Annotated in this window: 19 protein-coding genes; 11 read left to right on the forward strand and 8 right to left on the reverse strand. The window is 53.8% G+C overall.

The features are described from left to right. Positions 1-69 precede the first annotated feature (69 nt). Together ACYVAC_RS05935 and mnmC2 are read right to left on the reverse strand one after the other, a co-directional pair. The gene (locus ACYVAC_RS05935; RefSeq protein WP_461096674.1) at positions 70-657 is read right to left on the reverse strand and encodes a thioredoxin family protein; all 588 of its coding nucleotides are present in this window, start codon (positions 655-657) and stop codon (positions 70-72) included. A gap of 85 nt (positions 658-742) precedes the next feature. Continuing rightward, positions 743-1,411 carry a tRNA (5-methylaminomethyl-2-thiouridine)(34)-methyltransferase MnmC2 gene (gene mnmC2, locus ACYVAC_RS05940; RefSeq protein ID WP_461096675.1) on the reverse strand — a complete coding sequence of 223 codons (669 nt, stop codon included), beginning with the start codon at positions 1,409-1,411 and terminating at the stop codon, positions 743-745. 54 nt (positions 1,412-1,465) lie between these two features. On the opposite strand from mnmC2, the gene ACYVAC_RS05945 reads away from it, so the two are divergent. Continuing rightward, on the forward strand, positions 1,466-1,975 hold the full coding sequence (locus ACYVAC_RS05945; RefSeq protein ID WP_461096676.1) for a DUF4293 domain-containing protein: 510 nt from the start codon (positions 1,466-1,468) through the stop codon (positions 1,973-1,975). A gap of 33 nt (positions 1,976-2,008) precedes the next feature. On the opposite strand, the gene ACYVAC_RS05950 is transcribed toward ACYVAC_RS05945, so the two are convergent. Both ACYVAC_RS05950 and ACYVAC_RS05955 read right to left on the reverse strand, forming a co-directional pair. Beyond that, entirely contained in the window at positions 2,009-2,647 is a 639-nt protein-coding gene (locus ACYVAC_RS05950) for a phosphatase PAP2 family protein (protein ID WP_461096677.1), read from the reverse strand. An 8-nt stretch (positions 2,648-2,655) separates the two neighbouring features. After that, positions 2,656-3,135, reverse strand: coding sequence for a gliding motility lipoprotein GldH (locus ACYVAC_RS05955; RefSeq protein ID WP_461096678.1), 480 nt, complete (start codon positions 3,133-3,135; stop codon positions 2,656-2,658). A 111-nt stretch (positions 3,136-3,246) separates the two neighbouring features. Here ACYVAC_RS05955 and ACYVAC_RS05960 point away from each other — a divergent pair, with 111 nt between their 5' ends. The 3 genes from ACYVAC_RS05960 to ACYVAC_RS05970 all read left to right on the forward strand — a co-directional run bounded on the left by ACYVAC_RS05960 (position 3,247) and on the right by ACYVAC_RS05970 (position 5,236). Beyond that, positions 3,247-3,609, forward strand: a complete 363-nt coding sequence (locus ACYVAC_RS05960; protein ID WP_461096680.1) for a BlaI/MecI/CopY family transcriptional regulator — start codon at positions 3,247-3,249, stop codon at positions 3,607-3,609. Between the two features lie 266 nt (positions 3,610-3,875). After that, complete coding sequence (locus ACYVAC_RS05965; protein WP_461096682.1) at positions 3,876-4,733, forward strand: hypothetical protein; 858 nt, start codon at positions 3,876-3,878, stop codon at positions 4,731-4,733. 65 nt (positions 4,734-4,798) lie between these two features. After that, a complete protein-coding gene (locus ACYVAC_RS05970; RefSeq protein ID WP_461096683.1) occupies positions 4,799-5,236 on the forward strand; it encodes a hypothetical protein in 438 nt (145 codons plus the stop codon). Positions 5,237-5,276: 40 nt separating this feature from the next. Here the strand turns inward: ACYVAC_RS05970 and ACYVAC_RS05975 are convergent, their stop codons facing one another. From ACYVAC_RS05975 to recQ, 3 genes are all read right to left on the reverse strand, one after another. Further along, complete coding sequence (locus tag ACYVAC_RS05975) at positions 5,277-6,506, reverse strand: PSP1 domain-containing protein (protein WP_461096685.1); 1,230 nt, start codon at positions 6,504-6,506, stop codon at positions 5,277-5,279. Between the two features lie 97 nt (positions 6,507-6,603). Continuing rightward, complete coding sequence (gene purD / locus ACYVAC_RS05980) at positions 6,604-7,890, reverse strand: phosphoribosylamine--glycine ligase (RefSeq protein ID WP_461096686.1); 1,287 nt, start codon at positions 7,888-7,890, stop codon at positions 6,604-6,606. Between the two features lie 69 nt (positions 7,891-7,959). Then, positions 7,960-10,167 (reverse strand): DNA helicase RecQ, encoded by a 2,208-nt coding sequence (gene recQ / locus ACYVAC_RS05985; RefSeq protein WP_461096688.1) that lies wholly within the window; start codon positions 10,165-10,167, stop codon positions 7,960-7,962. Positions 10,168-10,274: 107 nt separating this feature from the next. Here recQ and ACYVAC_RS05990 point away from each other — a divergent pair, with 107 nt between their 5' ends. From ACYVAC_RS05990 to proC, 7 genes are all read left to right on the forward strand, one after another. Further along, on the forward strand, positions 10,275-11,243 hold the full coding sequence (locus tag ACYVAC_RS05990) for a KpsF/GutQ family sugar-phosphate isomerase (RefSeq protein ID WP_461096690.1): 969 nt from the start codon (positions 10,275-10,277) through the stop codon (positions 11,241-11,243). Between the two features lie 375 nt (positions 11,244-11,618). After that, the gene (locus tag ACYVAC_RS05995; protein ID WP_461096691.1) at positions 11,619-12,134 is read left to right on the forward strand and encodes an RNA polymerase sigma factor; all 516 of its coding nucleotides are present in this window, start codon (positions 11,619-11,621) and stop codon (positions 12,132-12,134) included. A 155-nt stretch (positions 12,135-12,289) separates the two neighbouring features. Beyond that, a complete protein-coding gene (locus ACYVAC_RS06000) occupies positions 12,290-13,762 on the forward strand; it encodes a phytoene desaturase family protein (RefSeq protein ID WP_461096692.1) in 1,473 nt (490 codons plus the stop codon). Positions 13,763-13,803: 41 nt separating this feature from the next. After that, positions 13,804-14,640: a phytoene/squalene synthase family protein gene (locus ACYVAC_RS06005; protein WP_461096693.1), complete on the forward strand. Its 837-nt coding sequence runs from the start codon at positions 13,804-13,806 to the stop codon at positions 14,638-14,640. A 65-nt stretch (positions 14,641-14,705) separates the two neighbouring features. After that, on the forward strand, positions 14,706-16,217 hold the full coding sequence (gatB, locus tag ACYVAC_RS06010; protein WP_461096694.1) for an Asp-tRNA(Asn)/Glu-tRNA(Gln) amidotransferase subunit GatB: 1,512 nt from the start codon (positions 14,706-14,708) through the stop codon (positions 16,215-16,217). Then, complete coding sequence (locus ACYVAC_RS06015; RefSeq protein WP_461096695.1) at positions 16,214-17,341, forward strand: redoxin domain-containing protein; 1,128 nt, start codon at positions 16,214-16,216, stop codon at positions 17,339-17,341. Before gatB ends, ACYVAC_RS06015 begins: the two co-directional genes overlap by 4 nt. A 129-nt stretch (positions 17,342-17,470) precedes the next feature. Then, positions 17,471-18,274, forward strand: a complete 804-nt coding sequence (gene proC / locus ACYVAC_RS06020; protein WP_461096696.1) for a pyrroline-5-carboxylate reductase — start codon at positions 17,471-17,473, stop codon at positions 18,272-18,274. Positions 18,275-18,363: 89 nt separating this feature from the next. Here the strand turns inward: proC and purB are convergent, their stop codons facing one another. Then, positions 18,364-19,704 carry an adenylosuccinate lyase gene (gene purB, locus ACYVAC_RS06025; RefSeq protein ID WP_461096697.1) on the reverse strand — a complete coding sequence of 447 codons (1,341 nt, stop codon included), beginning with the start codon at positions 19,702-19,704 and terminating at the stop codon, positions 18,364-18,366. Positions 19,705-19,742: the final 38 nt, after the last annotated feature.

Raw genomic sequence — 19,742 nt, forward strand, 5'->3', positions numbered from 1 at the left:
TTAACAGGATTCGCTAAAACGCAGAAACGCGGCCACAAGACCGCGTTCCGAAACAAATGCCTGTTATTTTCATTTTCCCGCCGATAATTCGGCCCGATATTCTTTGGTATAGGTTCCGGCCTTGTATTTGTCGAATGGCTCCTTCTGGTGGTTATCGCTCCCGAAATACGTGATGATCTGGTGGAAAGTAAGCGGCTCGAGGTAACCTGGTATGGGCTGAATGAGCTGAAACTTTTCGTCCATGAACACGGTGGTCGGGTAGCTCATCTGATTACGGAGCAGTGCAGCCGCCAGTTCGTGCACCCCACGCCCTCCTCCACCAACGTATTTGAAGGTTTGTTTGCCCAACACGACATCGCCCGTTTGCTCGGCATTGAACCGAACCGGGTAGTAATTGGCATTGACATAATCGACAATGGCGGGTTGTGAAAAGGTATCCCGATCCATGCGTTTGCACCAGCCGCACCAGTCGGTGTACACGTCGATCACAAACTTACGGGGCGCTTTCTGGGTCAGGGCGTAAGCCTGTTGAATGGTGAGCCATTTGATGTGCTTAGGCTCGGCAGGCGCAGGCACCGAACTGACGGGGGTCGGCAGACGAAAAGCGCACAGCGCAAACAGGGCAAGTGTGAGGGTTAATACGGACAGGCGTTTCATACGGTATTGGCGCGTTAAGTCACAGGCAGTATTTATTCAGTAACGTTCAACTGCCGGTAAAATTAGACGCTGACCCAGCTTTGTATCAGGCCGGTCTGATGGCCCGGAGTATATCGCGCTTGTGATGCGGACCGTCGTGTTTCTCAACTACCAAACCGGCACTACGCATATTCCGCTGCACATAACTCTTTGAGCAATACGTAGTCAGCATACCACCCGGGAGCAAGAATCCGGCCAACTTCTCAAAGATGTCTGACTCCCACAACTCCGGCTGAGACGATGGGGCAAAGGCATCGTAATAGATCAGGTGGAACTGCTCGGTGGTTGCAAACGCTTCGAGCCTGACGGCATGTTTTTGCAGGGTAAACGAAGGCGTAACCGATACCGGCACTTCCCAGGGCGCTTCGTGCAGCGCGGCCAGCTGCGTGGTTTGCAACAACCCATCGTAGTTAAGTTGTTGAGCCTGTTCCAGCGGCAACGGGAATGAATCGAGCCCTACGTATCGGATTGTTCGACTGCGACGTTCGGCTTCACGCAGTGTCAGCAAGGCATTGAGCCCCGTACCAAATCCCATTTCCAGAATTCGTATAGCCCCCGTGAACCGATCAAAGGCTTCCAGCAAGCCAATTTCGATGTAGACGCGTTGCGACTCCTGCCAGGCACCATAGACCGAATGGTAGGTTTTACCCAGGGCCTGATTCAATACCGTGTTCGACCCATCGGCGGTCATCACCACCTCAACGCCTGTACTCATAACTCTATCAATTTTTCGGCTAATTTTGCGCGTTTATCACTCGTTAATGCGCTCATGATTCAACGCGTTCAAACCATATTTTTGTTTCTGATTACGGTAGCTACCGGCGTGTCCCTGTCGACCCCGATCTGGGAAAAAATGGGCAGCCAGCCCTCGGAAGTGGCCCGCCTGACGGCACTCGAGTTTACCCAGCAGCAAGCGGTGGCGGCTCAGGCTGGTCTGCCGCAGCCAATGGCCCCCAGCACGCTGGTTACACCAGTCTGGTATCTGGGTGGGTTACTGGCGCTGGTTGGCATTCTGGCGCTCTACGCCATTTTTCAATACCGCAATCGACTGACCCAGACGGCCCTCTGCGCGGTAAATGCCCTGTTGCTGACGGCAATTATGGGTATTATCCTGTATCGGACGCTCTATACTGCCAAAGCTTACGGCAATCCGGCCGATCAGGGCGACTACCAGCTTGGCTTCTTCGCCATCATTGCGGCCCTGGCCTGTAATGCGCTTGCCAACCGCTTCATCCGACGCGACGAAAAACTGGTGCGCGGCTCCGACCGGCTGCGATAGCCTGTTCGGTCGCGTTGTTCAGACCGGCTGTTTCTACGGAAGCAGCCGGTTTTTTTTGGCCGCAGCCCAGCGCTCCCACGCCAGATAAACCACAACCGACGAGCCGGTGCCAATGAGCGATCCGGCGTAGGCATCTTCCACAAAATGCTGAAATAAATAAACCCGGGAGTAACCGGTCAGGACTGCAATAAGCAGGAAGATCCACCCGCTGGCTTTACGGTTGTCGACAAAGGCCAGTAACCCGAACAGGGCAAAGGCGGATGTGGTGTGCCCCGACGGAAAACTGTTGTAACTGTGGATATCGAGCCCTTTTATGAGGTGGTACTGGAAGGTCGAGTGTTCGAGCATTTTGAGCGGACGCAGCGAATGCGGGTACATCACCTGCTTCAGAAACAGCGATACCAGCGACGACAGGGCAAAACTAGCCAGGCTCATGATGCCCACCGGCCGACTGTAGATCATCAGGATCAGACTGACGACTACGAAAAAGGCGCCGTCGCCCAGGTACGTCGCGTAGGGGAAAAGCACGTCGGCCGCCGGGCTGTTGCGTACGTTTACCCACTGCATCAATTGCTCCTGTGAGTGCGTAAGCTGTAGGTAACCGAGTACAGCCAGCAGTACGGCGTAGGGCAAAAAGAACAGGTAGTTCTTCCGAATCAAATGAATCAGCATTGGAACAATCAGTTGGCCGGCGCTGCCCGCTCAACGGTAATGCCAACACTGAGTACATTAAGCAGCGGGTCCTGCCGCATGTACTGCCGAATCTGCATTGTATAGCGGCCCGGTTTCGGAAAACGGTAGTTGCGCTTGATCAGAAACTGATGGTCGAACAAATCACCCAGCCCTTCACCATTTGGCTTACCGGTCCGGGGATCCATCAGAATCAGTTCATCGAGTCGGGACTCGATTTCGCGTCCCTGACTATCGCGCAGGTAGCGGGTCAGATACAGGTTATAATATCCGTAGGAGAGACTATTGCGCAGGTTGTAATAGAGATTGTACGGTATGGACGCGTCGGTAATATCGAATGTAAACGACGGCGCGTAGCTCACCGGCCATTTCCCGTCTTCGATATCGGTGTATTCTTTATAAACGACGTTGGTGTCGCAGCCAACGGCCAGCCACACCAGCAGGCTCAGTACCAGACCGACTTGTTTCATACGTATTTGTTCAGCAAGGCTGCAAAGCTACAACGACAGGCGGTGTGGGCCAAGTCTCAAAAAACTAGAAAACTAGTTCTAAAACGGTCCGAGTCGTTTTACATTTGATCTATGGAAAAGCTGACTGCCAAGGAAGAAGAAGTCATGCAGGTACTCTGGAAGCTGGATGAGGCCTACGTGAAAGATATGGTACCCCACTTCACTAACCCACCGTTGCACTATAATACGGTCTCGACCATTATCCGCAATCTGGAAGAAAAGGGCTACGTTGGCCACCGGGCCTTTGGCAATACCCATCAATACTACCCCATTGTTACCAAGCAATACTATCAGAATCGGTTTGTACTGACCAAGGTGGTTGGTGATTACTTCGACAATTCATACAAAAATCTGGTGAGCTACTTTGCCGAGCAGGAGCAGATTTCGGCCGATGAACTGCGTGAAATTCTGGCGCTGATCGAGCAAAAAAAGTAAGCCGTCTGAAATGATCTGCCTTATGAAGGGTACTGCTGCCGGGCCGGCCGATCTGGCAACACTATCGATCAGCGGCATACGAACACTGATCGATAGACTGCTTTTAACCGAACGACTTATGAGCCATCGTTTCACCAGCCTATTATCGTGGGCATCTGTAGCTACTCCTTAACGAAACCCTGGTTACCCTGTCTCGTATCATGCATCTGCCAGCGCCTTTATCCGCACCATGGTCAAACGCCCGCCTTGCGCGCTGCGTGATCTGTATGGCTACTATGCTGCTCTGTTTTGGGTTGCTCGCCTGTCAGAACAGGCAGGAGACGACCTATGAAGACGAGCTTACGTTGCGTACATCCAACGATTTACCGGCTACCAGTCCCACCCGGGCTATGGCGGCCGAGTTCAATGATCAGAAGGGTTGGTATCAGCAAATGACCCTGCTACACAGTCGCCACGGCTGGGAAGCGACGCAGGGCGAACCAGTGCTGCTGCATCTGGCTAAAGACCGGTTTATGCTGTCGCCCGATCATGGCTTCGACACCGAAATTTTTGTCAACGCCCGGCTTATCGATACGACTCAGTTGAAGGCCATCAGACCCGAACAGGTGCGGGAACTGTTTGTGATGCATCGGTCGGAAAATCAAGTTACCACCGATGGCGCCGTCAAGCCGTATCAGATTCTGATCGAGACGCAGCCTACGCCCGTTCCGCCCCACCCTGTGCGGGATCGGTTCTTCACGTTCTTACGAGCTGCGGCCCTCTCGGCACACCCCCTGGGCGATTCGCACGCGTTCTCGATGAACCAGCTGCTCGAAGCCACGTTTTTCCACAACAAAAACGCTTTGGTTGAGCGCACCAGGCAGGAACATCTGCGCCTGTACGACGAATTCCGGAATCAGACCGAGATCTATATCAACAACCTGCCTGCTACCCCATCCGATGTTGAATCGATTCACGTACGGGAAGTGGCTCGGGTTTATACGCAGGAACGCCCCTTTTACAAGTGGATGCGTACTGATACCGTTATACCTCGGTTTGTACTATCGATTAAAACGGAGCCCAAACGAGCCCGGCGCGACTCCAGTTACTACGTATTCAGCCCATTCTACACGGGCGATTTCTAGGCACTTAAACCGGGCTGGCAGTTTCGAATCCAATAGTCATACAGCTTGTATACGGAACGATACGCATGAAAAGTCTGCTGTTTCTCACTTTGTTGCCGGGGCTGCTGTTTGCCGCGCCCGCTACCCCACCAACCGACCGGCTTCCGCAAACGGCTGATACGCTGGTGCCCGGCAAACCTCGTAAGCCTACCCAACCTGCCTATGAGCAGGCCCAGCCTCCGGTTATCATGCCGGGAACCCAACTCGACACCAATTTTCGCACACTTCCCGCCCAGCATCCATCCGTAGCCCGGTCGGCACCAGCCTGGCTGCGACGACGCGTGAAGGGAACGCCGACTTATGTGATCAATGGCCAGGTTGCAACCGCCCGGCAGCTGAAACGACTGCGCCAGGCCAGTGTGGTTTCGATTACCCAACTCGACGGCCAGAAGGCCAGCTCGCTCTATGGGCCCAACGCCAGGCGGGGTTTGCTGCTTATTACAACCCGAACAGAACTGCACTGACATAATAAAGCCCGGTTGTTGATACCGGGCTTTATTGATGCTAGGCTTTTCCATTAGTAACCGGGCGGACAGGTCCGGCTGCGGTAGGTGCGCTGCTGCCCCCTTTTGGTTTCTTCTTTTTCTTCCGGCTGCTGCTGCTGCGGGTTGCATACTTGGCATCCAGCTTTTGCAGGTCGGAGTTCAAAGCCGCGGCTTTCACCGGCTCTTTGTCGCCAACTGGTGTCAGCACATCGAATGACTCGGGAATGATGCCCTGTTTGTTGAGTTCCAGGATTTCAAGCACGCGACTAATCGTCAGCGGGTGCCAGGTACTTTCGGAACTGTAACCAAACCACATCAGCTTGCGGAAAATATCTGTTTTCTGCAGCCAGGCGCGGCCTTTCTGCGTTTCCAGAGGCTTCTCGACCGACGGAATGTCGCGCAGGGCGTCCATATAGGTGTCGAGTTCGTAGTTCAGACAGCATTTCAGGCGCCCGCATTGTCCCGACAGTTTAGCCGGATTGAGCGACAGATTCTGATAGCGGGCCGCCGAGGTGGCAATGTTCTTAAAGTCGGTAAGCCAGGTAGAACAGCACAGTTCCCGGCCACACGAGCCGATGCCGCCCAGTCGACCGGCCTCCTGCCGCAGACTGATCTGCCGCATTTCGATCCGTGCTTTAAACTCACCAGCCAGCATTTTGATCAGCTCCCGAAAATCGACCCGCTCTTCCGACGAATAGTAGAACGTTGCTTTCGTGTTGTCAGACTGAAACTCCACATCCGAGAGTTTCATGTTCAGCTTCAGCTCCCGAACAATTTCGCGGGTACGGTAAAGCGCCGGCAGGTCGCGCAGCACAGCCTGCTCATGCCGGTCCATGTCTTTGGGGGTAGCCAGCCGATGAATCACTTTAGTATCGTCATTGATCTTGATACCCCGTTTCTTCACCTGCAGCCGAACCAGTTCGCCCTGCATCGACACGGCGCCAATGTGGAAACCCGACTGCATTTCAACCACTACATAGTCGCCCGTTGTCAGATCGAGCTGATGGACGTTGCGATAGTATTCTTTACGGCCGCCTTTAAATTTAACTTCGGTAACGTCGTATTTTTTGGCGCCCGGCATGGCGATATCGCTCAGCCAGTCGAACGAATTCAATTTATTGCAACCGCCCGTGCTGCATCCACCACTGCCGCAGCCCGCCGTGGTCGTTTTCTGCGGTTCCCCGCCCGGACCCTCGGCTGCTCCACGCTGGGTTCCACACCCGCCGGTTGCACACGATTTGCATGACATAATTTCTATAGTTGTCTTGTTGCATAGGTATGCGGGTGTATGCGGCTGGCCGGGCCAACCTGACAACCGTGTCCCTCTCCAACTTTATAACGCCTTTCTAATCGGAATACCGGATCAGGTCGAGCCCGATATCCTTCCGGTATTGCTTTCCGTCGAATTGCACCCGTCGGGCCGCTTCCTGCGACTTTCGGATGGCATTTTCGAGCGAATTGGCCTGTGCTGTAAGGGCCAGTACCCGTCCGCCATTGGTCAGAATCTGACCGTCCTGTGCTTTGGTGCCGGCATGGAACGCCGTCACGTCTTCTAAACGCTCGAGTTCCGAAATGATTTTACCCGTTTCGTAAGCGTCGGGGTATCCACCCGATACAACTACCGTTGTCACGGCTGTCTGGGGCGACACCTGTAGTTCTACCCGATCAAGCTCACCCGTGGCAGCCGCCATCATCAGTTCGGCAAAATCGCTCTGAATACGCGGCAGAACCACTTCGGTCTCAGGGTCGCCCATGCGGGCATTGTATTCGATAACGTAGGGTTCGCCATTGACCTTCATCAGGCCCACAAAGATGAAACCCTTGTACACGATACCGTCCTGCTGCAAACCGGCCAGCGTTGGCTTCACCACTTTTTCTTCTACCTTCTTCAGGAAGGTTTCATTAGCAAATACCACCGGCGATACGGCCCCCATACCGCCCGTATTGGGCCCTGTGTCGGCTTCGCCGATACGCTTGTAGTCTTTGGCTTCGGGCAGAATCTTGTAGTTGACTCCATCGCTCAGCACAAACACCGACAACTCAATACCACGCAGGAACTGCTCGACAACCACTTTGCTGCCCGCGTCACCAAACCGCCCATTGCTCAGCATGTCAGTGAGGGCGTGCTGGGCATCGGCCAGCGTTTCGGCAATAATCACCCCTTTGCCAGCTGCCAGCCCATCGGCCTTCAGCACAATAGGTAGTGACTGGTGCTCCAGATAAGCCAGTCCTTCGGTCAGCGTGTCGGCGGTGAAGGTTTGCGAGGCTGCCGTCGGAATGCCGTGGCGCACCATGAACTGCTTCGAAAAATCTTTACTGCCTTCGAGCTGAGCACCCATCGCATCAGGGCCTACAATGGGCAGGTCGCCGAAACCGGGCTGCTGCCGCAGAAAGTCGACAATGCCTTTGACGAGGGGTTCTTCCGGTCCAACAATGACCAGATCGATAGCGTGGGCCCGTATGGCCTCGGCCACGGCGGGGAAATCGGTAAAGGCGATGGGCAGATTGGTAGCCACCTGTGCCGTGCCGGCATTACCCGGCGCTACCAGCAATGTACTACACAACGCACTCTGCGTCAGCTTCCACGCAAATGCATGTTCCCGACCACCTGAACCTAGTAAAAGTATATTCATTGTTGAAAGGTTAGTCACCTGCCGTTATAGGGATTAACCGGACGCTGGAGCCCGGTGCTGGCAGCCGACTTAGTTTGCTACTTCCGACAGGAACTTGATGCGCATCAGGCGCAGATCCTGTTCGGTAAAATCATCGCCCCCGAACTGCTGCATGGCTACAGCAATGTTGTCGGTTTCGGCACGCATGAAATAATCGAAAATCTCGTCCTGCCGATCTTCATCCATCACCTGATTGATATAGTAATCGAGGTTTAGCCGGGTACCGGAATAACAGATATGCTCAATTTCTTCCATCAGATCCTCCATCGACAAGCCCTTCGATTCGGCAATTTCGTCGAGGTCCACCTTCCGGTCGATCTGCTGGATAATGTAAATCTTGACTTTCGACTTGTTGACGGTTGACTTGATAACGACATCCTTGGCCGTTTCGATTTCGTTATCGTCGACGTATTTGGCAATCAGGTCGATGAAAGGCCGGCCAAACTTCTGCACCTTGCCCATGCCCACGCCGTTGATTTGGGCCATCTCTTCCCGTGTTGTGGGATAGGTGGTGGCCATCTCTTCCATGGATGGGTCCTGGAAAATGACGTAGGGCGGGAGGTTTTTCTCCCTGGCAATCTTTTTCCGAAGCGCTTTCAGCAGCCCCAGCAACTCTTCGTCGTAGGCGACACCACCCGACGAAGGCGCCGAGTCTTTATCTTCATCGTCTTTGTCGGCAATCTGCTGGTTGTAATCGTGGTCTTTGGCGAGCGAAAGCGGATACGGATCTTCGATGTAATTCATACCCCGCTGCGTCAGTTTCAGGATACCGTAGTTATCGACATCCTTCTCCAGATAGCCGTAGATGGTGATCTGCTTAATCAGCGAACACCAGAACTCGGCAGTTTCGTTGAACTCGCGTCCCTTGCCATAAACGGCCAGCCGATTGTGCTCGTAACTGGTAACGTACTGGTTCGACGTGGCCGTCAGTACATCGCTCAGGTGACTTACATCGAAACGCTGATCGGTCTGCAGTACCGTTTGCAGCGCCAGTACTACTTCGTGCTGTACCTTGAATTTCTCGGTGGGCTTGGTGCAGTTATCACAAAAACCGCAGTCCTTATCCATAAACTCACCAAAATAGCCCAGCAGCTGCCGGCGCCGGCAAACGCCCAGGTTGGCATAGGATACCATCTCACCCAGCAGGTGTTTGGCATTATCGCGCTCCGTAACGGGCTTGTCTTTGTTGAATTTCTCCAGCTTTACGATATCGTCGTAGCTGTAAAACATCACGCAGTTGCCCTCCAGCCCATCGCGACCGGCGCGTCCGGTTTCCTGATAATAGCCTTCGAGCGACTTGGGCGCATCGTAGTGAATCACAAACCGAACATCGGGTTTGTCGATACCCATGCCAAACGCAATGGTGGCACAGATTACGTCGACGTCCTCATTCAGAAACGCGTCCTGGTTGTTCATGCGCGTCTGCGGATCGAGGCCCGCGTGGTAAGGCAGCGCCTTCACATCGTTGACCGTCAGCAGTTCAGCAATTTCTTCAACCGTCTTGCGGCTTAAACAGTAGATGATTCCCGATTTCCCTTTGTTTTGCTTGACAAATTTGATGAGCTGTTTCTTGGCGTCGACCTTGGGCTTGATCTCATAATAGAGATTCTTGCGGTTGAACGACGTTTTGTAGAGGTCGGCCTCCTCCATATTCAGGTTTTTCTGAATATCGAGCTGCACTTTGGGTGTAGCCGTGGCCGTAAGCGCGATAACTGGCAGTTGCCCGATGTTGTCGACAATACCCCGAATTTTGCGGTACTCAGGCCGGAAGTCGTGGCCCCACTCCGAAATACAGTGTGCTTCGTCGATAGCAACGAATGAAATGTTGGCTTTCTTTAAAAAGTCCAAATTTTCTTCCTTTGTCAGCGACTCCGGGGCAATGTACAGAAGCTTCAGCGTGCCGTTCAGCGTATCTTTTTTTACCTTGTTCATTTCCGTTTTCGACAGGGTCGAATTCAGAAACTGGGCGTTAATTCCGAAGGCATTGAGTTGGTCGACCTGATTTTTCATCAGGGCAATGAGGGGCGAAATAACAACCGCTGTACCCTCGCTGACAATAGCAGGCAGCTGATAACAAAGTGATTTGCCAGCTCCGGTAGGCATGATGACGAACGTATTTCGCCCGGCCAGGATACTGTGAATAATGGCTTCCTGATCCCCCCTAAACTGACTATAGCCAAAAATTTCTTTTAGGCGCTCCCTGAGGGTCGTGTAGACCGTCTGATCAACCTGCATCATTCTACAAATCGTACAAAAGTTACTTTACGCTGAATCACTTGCTGTATCTTTGCTTTTACTGGTAGCGAATATACAGAGCAATCTATTCTTCATCGCGATAACGACCGTTGAAAGTACTAAAAAATCCCAAAACCACGGCACAGTCTGTTATGCTGGCCGAAGCCGAAGCCATTCGCAGGGCTGTCGACCTACTGGACGATCAGTTCGATACTGTTGTCGAAACCATTCTGACCACGCCGGGCCGAGTAGTCATAACCGGAGTAGGCAAAAGCGCCCTTATTGGCCAGAAAATAGTGGCAACGCTGAACTCGACGGGCACCCCCGCCCTTTTCATGCATGCCGCCGACGCCATTCACGGCGACCTGGGTATGATCCAGCCCAACGATGTGGTGCTGCTCATTTCAAAAAGCGGTAATACGGCCGAAATTCAGGTACTGGTCCCCCTGCTGAAACGAGTTCAGGTTACGCTCGTAGCCATGGTCAGCGATCGCGAGTCTTATCTGGCCCGACACGCTCATTACGTTCTGCACGCCTACTGCGATTGCGAGGCTGATCCACTCAACCTGGCCCCAACTACCAGTACGACTGTAGCGCTGGCCCTTGGCGATGCGCTGGCTGTGGCGTTGCTCGAAGCGCGGGATTTTACCCGCCACGATTTTGCCCGCTATCACCCCGGCGGCTCACTGGGTAAAAAGCTTTACATGAAAGTAGCTGACCTGTATCCGCACAATCAGTGCCCGCAGGTAACGCCCGACACACCACTGAAAGAAGTGATATTCGAAATCTCGGCCAAGCGGCTGGGTGCTACCGCAGTTGTCGATGCCGACCGGAAACTACTGGGCATTGTTACTGACGGGGATATTCGGCGTATGGCTTACGACCACGATTCTTTCCTGAATCTGAGTGCACGCGATGTCATGACGCCTACGCCTGTTTGCGTGGGCCCCGACGAATATGCGGTATCGGCTCTACAGCTGATGCAGGAGCGAAACATATCCCAGCTGATCGTTGCCGATGCCAATGAGGTTTACGGGTTTGTGCATCTCCACGATTTATTGCGGGAGGGCCTGTTGTAGACGTCACACCCATTCTTTTTTGTATCCATATTACCACAAAAAGACGACATAGGGCCTCGCGGGGCCCTTTTTTTTCTTTTTACAAGGTGAAGTTGTGTGTTTCCGGGTAGAGCTGGCCCATCTTGTTTAACGATTTTTGTGGAATCTTAAACAGTTTCCACACCCCACATTCCACACAATGGGGGAAATCTTCCACAGTCGTCCAGCTACACAGGCGCCACATTTTTTTCTGGCACGGGCCGAAATACAAAACAAATGTCTAGTATTCAGCAATTTATACCCAATAAATAGGCCCACAGGGCGCGATGAATCAGGCTGGCCGGCTTTTTGTCAATTAACAGACATCAGCATTCAACAGAAAAACAGACATAGATCATGACCGCGCTCGAATTCACCTATCACATCGGTAAAGTTTCCAAGTCGCTGCGGCCGTTCGCTCTCCGGCTCACCAAAGACGTTGAAGACGCAAACGACCTCCTGCAGGATACCCTTCTGAAGGCGTTTACGAACCGCGATAAATATACTGACGGTACGAACCTGAAAGCCTGGTTGTACACGATCATGAAAAACACGTTCATTACCAACTATCAGCGGATGGTTCGTAAGAACACGTTTATCGACACGACTGACAACCTGCACTACATCAACTCGATGGAGAGCAGCACCGACAACCTGGCTTATTCGTCGTTTGCCCAGGATGATATCAACCGGGCTGTTAACGGTCTGGACGACACGTACCGGACACCGTTTATGATGCACTTCCGGGGTTTCAAGTACCACGAAATCGCTGCCAAGCTGGATATCCCCATCGGCACCGTTAAAAACCGCATTCACATTGCCCGTAAAGAGCTGAAAGATCAACTGAAAGTTTACGCTCATTACAACGCATAAGCGATACTTTTTTTCAATCGTCCGTCTAAACGGCATTGATTGAGTAGTTTTTGGTTAAAAAAGAGGAAGGTTCGAAAAGTTGGATGGGTTTCCGTCCAACTTTTTTCTTTGTCACGGGGTTGCCTATGCGATACCTACCTTTTTTTTGAACCGTAATGCCCAAACGCGTACTTGTCATTGGTGCCGGTTTTGCCGGCCTTGCTGCGGCCACTTCGCTCGCTGATAAAGGTTACGACGTAACCATTCTTGAAAAAAATTCGATGCCGGGTGGCCGGGCCCGCGTATTTCAGGCAAACGGATTCACGTTCGATATGGGGCCCAGCTGGTACTGGATGCCCGACGTGTTCGACACGTATTTTGCCCGCTTCGGCAAGAAAACCGCCGACTATTACAACCTCGTCCGGCTTGACCCCTCCTATACCGTTATTTTCGGTCCTGATGAAGCCGTTGATCTGCCAGCCGGTCTGACCCCACTCGAAGCCCTTTTCGAACAGATAGAGCCAGGCAGCGGCCCCAAGCTCCGCGAATTCCTGAAACAGGCGGCCTATAAATACGATGTAGGCATGAACAAGTTCGTCTGGAAGCCCAGCCGGTCGGTCACGGAGTTTCTGAGCCTTAAGCTGCTGCTCGACGTTACCCGGCTCGACGTGTTCCAATCGTTTGCCAGCCACGCCCGCAAATTCTTCAAACACCCCAGGTTGCTCGAAATCATTGAATTTCCGGTACTGTTTCTGGGTGCTACGCCCGAAAATACGCCGGCCATGTATAGCCTAATGAATTATGCCGAGATGGCCCTTGGCACCTGGTATCCAATGGGTGGCATGCACGAGATTGTACGGGCTATGGTTAGCCTGGCCGAGGAGAAAGGCGTTAAAATCCTTTACAATCAGTCGGTTACCAGCATTCAGATGGTTGACAAGACGGCCCGGCGCGTTGCGACAGCCGATGGTATCTTTGAAGCCGATGTCGTGGTGGCCGGTGCCGACTATCACCATGTCGAAGCCAATCTGCTGACGCCCGAAACACGTAATTATGACGATGCCTACTGGAAAAGCCGCGTGATGGCGCCCTCGTCGCTGCTGTTTTACCTCGGTGTTAACAAACGTGTCCCCCGGCTCCAACACCACAACCTGTTTTTTGATGAAGACTTCAAGCTTCACGCCCAGGAAATTTATGAAACGCCCCGCTGGCCTAGTAAACCACTGTTCTACGCATCGGCACCTTCTAAAACCGACCCCAGTGTAGCACCCGAAGGCTGCGAAAACCTGTTTCTGCTGATTCCGGTAGCCCCCGATTTAACCGACGATGAGGCCACCCGCGAACGATACTACGATTTGCTGATGGATCGGCTCGAAGCCTACACGGGTACAGAAATCCGCAGCCACGTGATCTACAAACGCAGCTACGCTCACCGCGATTTCAAACAGGACTACAATGCCTACCGCGGCAATGCCTATGGTCTGGCCAATACGCTGAAGCAAACGGCCCTGCTGAAACCAGGCCTGAAGAACAAACGGATAAACAATCTGTTCTACACCGGTCAGCTGACGGTACCGGGCCCGGGAGTGCCCCCTTCGCTCATCTCCGGCCTGGTTGTAGCTGAGGAGGTTGCCAAAGAATTTGCTTAATTTACAGACCCTTTACCTTACTCTTTCCCATTTCGTTGCCTATGATGGCCCTGTTTAACCAAACCGCCCTTGAGTGTAGTAAACTAATTACGGAGCGGTACAGTACCTCATTTACGCTGGGCATCAAAACACTGGATCAGAAATATCACCTGCCGATCTATGCGATCTACGGGTTTGTTCGGTATGCCGATGAGATCGTCGATACGTTCCACGATTTTGACAAAAAAACGCTGCTCGAACGTTTCAAACACGATACGTACCAGGCCATTGACGAGGGCATCAGTCTGAATCCGGTGCTACAGTCGTTTCAGCTCGTCGTCCGCGAGTATAACATCGACCGGCCGCTGATCGAAGCGTTTTTGAAAAGCATGGAGATGGATCTTTACAAACAGGACTACGACGATAGCGGCTATAACGAATACATCTACGGCTCGGCCGAGGTAGTAGGGCTGATGTGTCTGCGGGTGTTCTGTGAGGGCGACTGCAGTACTTACGACAGCCTCCGCGAGCCCGCCCGTAAGCTTGGGGCTGCCTTCCAGAAAGTAAATTTCCTGCGCGACCTGAAGAGCGATTTTGTTGACCGCGGCCGTACCTACTTTCCCGGTGTTGATTTCAAGGTATTCGGGCGCGAAGCCAAGCAGCAGATCGAAGCCGATATTCAGCACGACTTCGACGATGCCTACCAGGGCATTCTGAATCTGCCAGCCGGCGCGCGCATGGGTGTTCATCTGGCCTACACGTACTACCTGACGCTATTCAAGAAAATAAAACGGCTGTCGGCTACAACCATCAGCAACGAACGCATTCGGGTACCCAACCCGCAGAAGATTGCCCTGCTGGCCCAAACCTATCTTAAATATCGGCTGCGGGTGATCTGACAGCCGTCCGGCGCCCCGGCTTGGCGGTTTTCGTTATCTTTGCGCCAAATCGTTCACTCAGCGCAATGGTAACCGAAAGCACGCTTGCCCCCGACGTTTTGACTCGCTACGAAGCCGTTATCGGTTTAGAAGTCCACTGCCAGTTGCTGACCCGCAGCAAGATGTTTGCGGCCGACACCAACGCCTTTGGCGCCGAGCCCAACACCAACGTGAGTGTCATTACGCTGGGACACCCCGGTACGCTGCCCAAAGCCAATCGTCAGGCCGTTGAGTTTGCCGTTCGGATGGGGCTGGCCTGCGGCAGCACCATTACTCGCCGTAATGTATTTGCGCGCAAAAATTATTTCTATCCGGATCTGCCCAAAGGCTATCAGCTGTCGCAGGATAAAGACCCAATCTGTGTAGGCGGCACTGTGCCCATCACGGCCAAAGACCCAGTCACCGGCGAATCGTATCAGACAGCTATTCAGCTGCACCATATCCACCTCGAAGAAGACGCCGGCAAGAGTATTCACGACGGCAGCGACTGGACCACACAGCTTGACTATAATCGGGCTGGTACGCCCCTGATCGAGATGGTTACCGAGCCCAGCATCCGCACGGCCGACGAGGCCGGGCAGTACCTGACCGAAGTGCGCCGGCTGGTACGCTATCTGGGTATCTGCGATGGCAACATGGAAGAGGGCTCGCTGCGCTGCGATGTCAACGTCTCGATACGGCCTGTTGGCGCTACCTACCTCGGCACCAAAGTCGAAGTCAAGAACCTGAACTCCATCCGTAATGTCATGCGGGCTGTCGACAGCGAGGTTCGGCGGCAGATCGAACTGACCGAAACCGGGGGTCGCATCATTCAGGAAACCCGCACCTTCGACGCCGGCACGGGACTCAGCGCGGGCATGCGTGAGAAAGAAACGATGAACGACTACCGGTATTTTCCGGACCCCGATCTGACACCCGTGGTAATTTCAGATGCCTGGCTGGCTGATATTGAAGCACAGATGCCCATGCTGCCCGCTGCCCGGCTGGCGTACTTCACCACGCACTACGGGCTGCCCGATTATGACGCGGCTCTCCTGACCGATGCCAAAGAACTGGCCGACTACTACGAAGACGTGTGCCGGCAACTCCCCGCCGACCAGGCCGGTCCGGCCGCATACAAGATCGTATCGAACTGGCTCATGGGTCCGGTGAAGGGGCAGCTTACCGAGAAAACCCTGCGCGATCGGCAGTTTCCGGTAACGGCTGCCCAGCTGGCCAGCCTCCTATCACTGATCCTGGCCGACACGGTCAGCCAAACAGCGGCCCAACAGGTATTTGGCCTGATGCAGGCTCAGCCCGACCGGGGGCCGCTCGAGCTCGCTACAGCCAATGGTCTGATTCAGAATCGCAATACCGACGCGCTTCAAACGTTGGTAGAGAGCGTTCTGGCCGAATGGCCCGACAAAGTCGAGCAGTACCGAAAAGGCAAAAAGAACCTGCTCGGCATGTTTGTTGGAGAGGTCATGAAAAAGTCGAAAGGCTCCGCCGACCCCAAACTGGTCAATCAATTAGTAGCAACCGCTCTACAGCCGAAATGAAACACGTTGCAGTAAGCCTGATCGTTGCCCTGGCCCTGGCCACCACAACCTTCGCGCAGGGTACTAAACCGTTCACCGTGTCGGGTACGGTGAAAAAGGCCACGCCCGGTAGTTATGTCTACCTCGAAACCAACAACCAGCCCAGCCGTAAGATCGACTCGGCTCAGGTAAAACCCGACAACACGTTTTCGCTTAAAAGCAACGTCGCCGATGGTGGCGAGGTAATGGTGCTCAACGTAGGCGGTGGTCAGAAGATGGCCCTGCTCGTGGAGGGTAACGAAAACCTGAACGTTGTGGCCGATGGGTTCCGGATGAACGCCAAAACTGGCGAACAGGGCAAAGCTGCCGTAACGGGATCGAAGAACATGGCTTACTACGATAAGCTTATGACCCTGCGAACGGACATGGAAACCCGGGTAGCCGCCTGGAACAAACAGATAGCAGCCGCTACGGAGAAAAAAGACAACAAACGGATTGCGCAGATCGAAGCCGACTATACGAAGGCCGAGCAGGAAGTGGTTGATAAGGTAAAAGCGATGCTGCCGGAAATGGGTACCTCGCTCGTATCCTTGTTCGCACTCAACTTCATCAACATCGACACCGACTTTGCCACCTACGATACGCTGGCCCAGAAGTTCGAGAAGGAGAACCCCTCCAGCCCGCACGCGAAAGCCCTGATTGGCCGGGTTGCCCGGATCAAAGGCGTTATGGTAGGCTCGCTGGCGCCCGAGATTTCGCTGACCGACACCACCGGAACACCCGTGGCCCTATCGTCGCTGCGGGGCAAATACGTGCTGGTTGATTTCTGGGCCAGCTGGTGTGGTCCCTGCCGCGCCGAAAACCCCAACGTGGTTCGGATGTACAACAAATTCAAAGACAAAGGTTTCACGATCTACAGCGTATCGCTCGATCGTACCAAAGCCGAATGGGAGCGTGCCATTCGGAACGACAACCTCCCCTGGACCCACGTATCGGATCTGAAATTCTGGCAGTCGATGGCTGCGCAGCAATACGGCGTACAGGCCATACCGGCCACGTTTCTGCTCGACAAGGAAGGAAAAATTATTGCCAAGAACCTGCGGGGCGATGCACTCGAACAGAAGTTAGACGAGATTCTGAAGTAGTGGCTTCCCTTACTTTCGTAGTTTTGCCGGGTCGGGCTTTCTAGCCTGACCCTTTTTTGTGCCGTTCGATCGGCGCCGGCCTTTCATCAACAGCCCTTCACGAAACGCTTATTACTGTCTGGAAACACTATGAAAATTGCAATCGTTGGCTGTGGAAACATGGGTATGGCTTTCGCCAAATCGTTTCTGCAATACGAACTGGTCTCGAAGGAGGAATTGCTGCTCATTGAAAAAAGCGCCGACCGGTCGGAAAGTCTGAAACAGGAAAAAGCCGGTGTGGTGGTCGACACGATCGGGCCGCACGTCGGCGAAACCGATCTCATTATTCTGTCGGTAAAACCACAGGATTTCAACAGTGTACACGAAGCCCTGCGCGATGTGGTGCAGCCCAATCAGGTAGTACTGTCGATCATGGCCGGTATCCCGATCGCGCAGATTCAGGACAAACTGCAGCACAAATTGGTGGTACGGGCCATGCCCAACACCCCCGCTATGCTCGGCATGGGCATCACGGGCTTTACAGCCGCACCCGAAGTAGATATGGCCAACCTGCGCCGGGTCGAAAACCTGATCAACGCTACGGGCCGGTCTATATTCCTGGAAGACGAGGGTATGCTCGACGCCGTAACGGCCCTAAGTGGCAGTGGCCCGGCTTATTTTTACTACGTGGTAAAAGCCATGATCGACGCGGGCCGGCAAATGGGCTTCAGCGATTCGGTTTCGGCGCTGCTGGTGAAGCAAACCATGCTGGGCTCCTATCACCTGATCAATACCGCCGACAAATCGCTCGATGAACTGATCAAGGCCGTAGCCTCAAAAGGCGGCACCACCGAGGCCGCTCTTCGTGCATTCGATCAGGGTGCCCTGGCCGATACCCTCGTTACCGGCATCAAAGCCGCCCAGCAACGCGCTACCGAACTGTCGAATGGGTAATGTGGGTCGGTTTACAGTGTTCAGCTTACGGCACCGCTGGCCTGGTAACAGCCCGGCCGTTCAACTGAAAACTGTAAACCGACTACCGCTTACATGCCCGTGTATGTAAATGGCGTGATAGCGCGCAGTTCGGCTTTCACCGCTTCCGACACGTTCAGTTCCTGAATGAATGTCTGAATGGTTGCAGCCGTTATTTTTTCGTTCGTACGGGTCAGCGCTTTCAGGGCTTCGTAGGGTTTGGGATAGCCCTCCCGACGCAGGATTGTCTGAATGCCTTCAGCTACCACGGCCCAGTTGTCTTCAAGATCGGCGTCGATAGCTGCTTTGTTCAATTCCAGCTTGCTGAGGCCTTTCAGCATCGATCGTAAGGCAATAACCGAATGGGCAAACGGCACGCCAATGCTGCGCAGTACCGTTGAGTCAGTCAGGTCGCGCTGGAGTCGCGATATGGGTAGTTTGGCCGACAAATGCTCAAACAGCGCGTTGGCGATACCCAGATTCCCTTCTGAATTCTCGAAATCGATCGGGTTGACCTTATGCGGCATTGCCGACGAGCCTACTTCGCCCGCTTTCAGCTTCTGCTTGAAGTAATTCATCGACACGTACGTCCACACATCCCGGTCAAGGTCGATCAGGATCGTGTTAAGCCGTTTGTAGGCATCGAGCAGGGCGGCCAGCATGTCGTAGTGTTCGATCTGGGTCGTAAACTGACTCCGAATCATACCCAGCCGCTCAACAAACTGATCACCGAAGGCTTTCCAGTCTTCGTGTGGGTAAGCCACGGCATGCGCGTTGAAATTACCGGTTGCCCCGCCAAACTTCGCGGTGGTAGGCACCTCGGCCAGCAGCTGAAGCTGTTTCTCGATCCGTTCGACAAACACCCGGATTTCTTTGCCCAGACGCGTGGGCGATGCCGGCTGTCCGTGCGTACGGGCCAGCATGGGCACATCATCCCATTGGGCCGCCAGTTCCTGCAGCCGCACGTAGACCTCGCGGTAAAGCGGTTCGATTTCGGTATCGAGGGCATCGCTCAGCAAAAGCGGAATAGCCGTGTTGTTGATATCCTGCGATGTCAGGCCGAAGTGAACAAACTCGAGAAAAGGCGCCACCGGCGACCCCTCCAGTTTCTCCTTGATAAAATACTCGACCGCTTTAACGTCGTGGTTGGTCGTTTTCTCGATTTCCTTGATGCGGAGTGCATCGGCTTCTGAAAACTGCTCGTAAAGCGCCCGCAGGCCAGGAAACAGGTCGGGCGTGACACCGGCCAGCTGCGGCACCGGCCATTCGCACAGCGCAATGAAATACTCAATCTCGATGCGAACCCGGTAGTGAATCAGACCAAATTCGGAGAAGTACGGCGCCAGGGCCTCTACCTGACGGCGGTAGCGGCCATCGACCGGCGAAATGGCAGTAAGTGCTGATAAGTCCATGGACGGGGATGTAAACAAGCCGCAAAGGTACGGAAAGC

It is taken from the genome of Spirosoma luteolum, assembly GCF_054778875.1.

Bases quoted from the DNA above. Each gene is read 5' to 3' on its own strand.
- ACYVAC_RS05935 (WP_461096674.1), bottom strand. From the start codon at position 657: ATGAAACGCCTGTCCGTATTAACCCTCACACTTGCCCTGTTTGCGCTG.
- mnmC2 (WP_461096675.1), bottom strand. From the start codon at position 1,411: ATGAGTACAGGCGTTGAGGTGGTGATGACCGCCGATGGGTCGAACACG.
- ACYVAC_RS05945 (WP_461096676.1), top strand. From the start codon at position 1,466: ATGATTCAACGCGTTCAAACCATATTTTTGTTTCTGATTACGGTAGCT.
- ACYVAC_RS05950 (WP_461096677.1), bottom strand. From the start codon at position 2,647: ATGCTGATTCATTTGATTCGGAAGAACTACCTGTTCTTTTTGCCCTAC.
- ACYVAC_RS05955 (WP_461096678.1), bottom strand. From the start codon at position 3,135: ATGAAACAAGTCGGTCTGGTACTGAGCCTGCTGGTGTGGCTGGCCGTT.
- ACYVAC_RS05960 (WP_461096680.1), top strand. From the start codon at position 3,247: ATGGAAAAGCTGACTGCCAAGGAAGAAGAAGTCATGCAGGTACTCTGG.
- ACYVAC_RS05965 (WP_461096682.1), top strand. From the start codon at position 3,876: ATGGCTACTATGCTGCTCTGTTTTGGGTTGCTCGCCTGTCAGAACAGG.
- ACYVAC_RS05970 (WP_461096683.1), top strand. From the start codon at position 4,799: ATGAAAAGTCTGCTGTTTCTCACTTTGTTGCCGGGGCTGCTGTTTGCC.
- ACYVAC_RS05975 (WP_461096685.1), bottom strand. From the start codon at position 6,506: ATGTCATGCAAATCGTGTGCAACCGGCGGGTGTGGAACCCAGCGTGGA.
- purD (WP_461096686.1), bottom strand. From the start codon at position 7,890: ATGAATATACTTTTACTAGGTTCAGGTGGTCGGGAACATGCATTTGCG.
- recQ (WP_461096688.1), bottom strand. From the start codon at position 10,167: ATGATGCAGGTTGATCAGACGGTCTACACGACCCTCAGGGAGCGCCTA.
- ACYVAC_RS05995 (WP_461096691.1), top strand. From the start codon at position 11,619: ATGACCGCGCTCGAATTCACCTATCACATCGGTAAAGTTTCCAAGTCG.
- ACYVAC_RS06000 (WP_461096692.1), top strand. From the start codon at position 12,290: ATGCCCAAACGCGTACTTGTCATTGGTGCCGGTTTTGCCGGCCTTGCT.
- ACYVAC_RS06005 (WP_461096693.1), top strand. From the start codon at position 13,804: ATGATGGCCCTGTTTAACCAAACCGCCCTTGAGTGTAGTAAACTAATT.
- gatB (WP_461096694.1), top strand. From the start codon at position 14,706: ATGGTAACCGAAAGCACGCTTGCCCCCGACGTTTTGACTCGCTACGAA.
- ACYVAC_RS06015 (WP_461096695.1), top strand. From the start codon at position 16,214: ATGAAACACGTTGCAGTAAGCCTGATCGTTGCCCTGGCCCTGGCCACC.
- proC (WP_461096696.1), top strand. From the start codon at position 17,471: ATGAAAATTGCAATCGTTGGCTGTGGAAACATGGGTATGGCTTTCGCC.
- purB (WP_461096697.1), bottom strand. From the start codon at position 19,704: ATGGACTTATCAGCACTTACTGCCATTTCGCCGGTCGATGGCCGCTAC.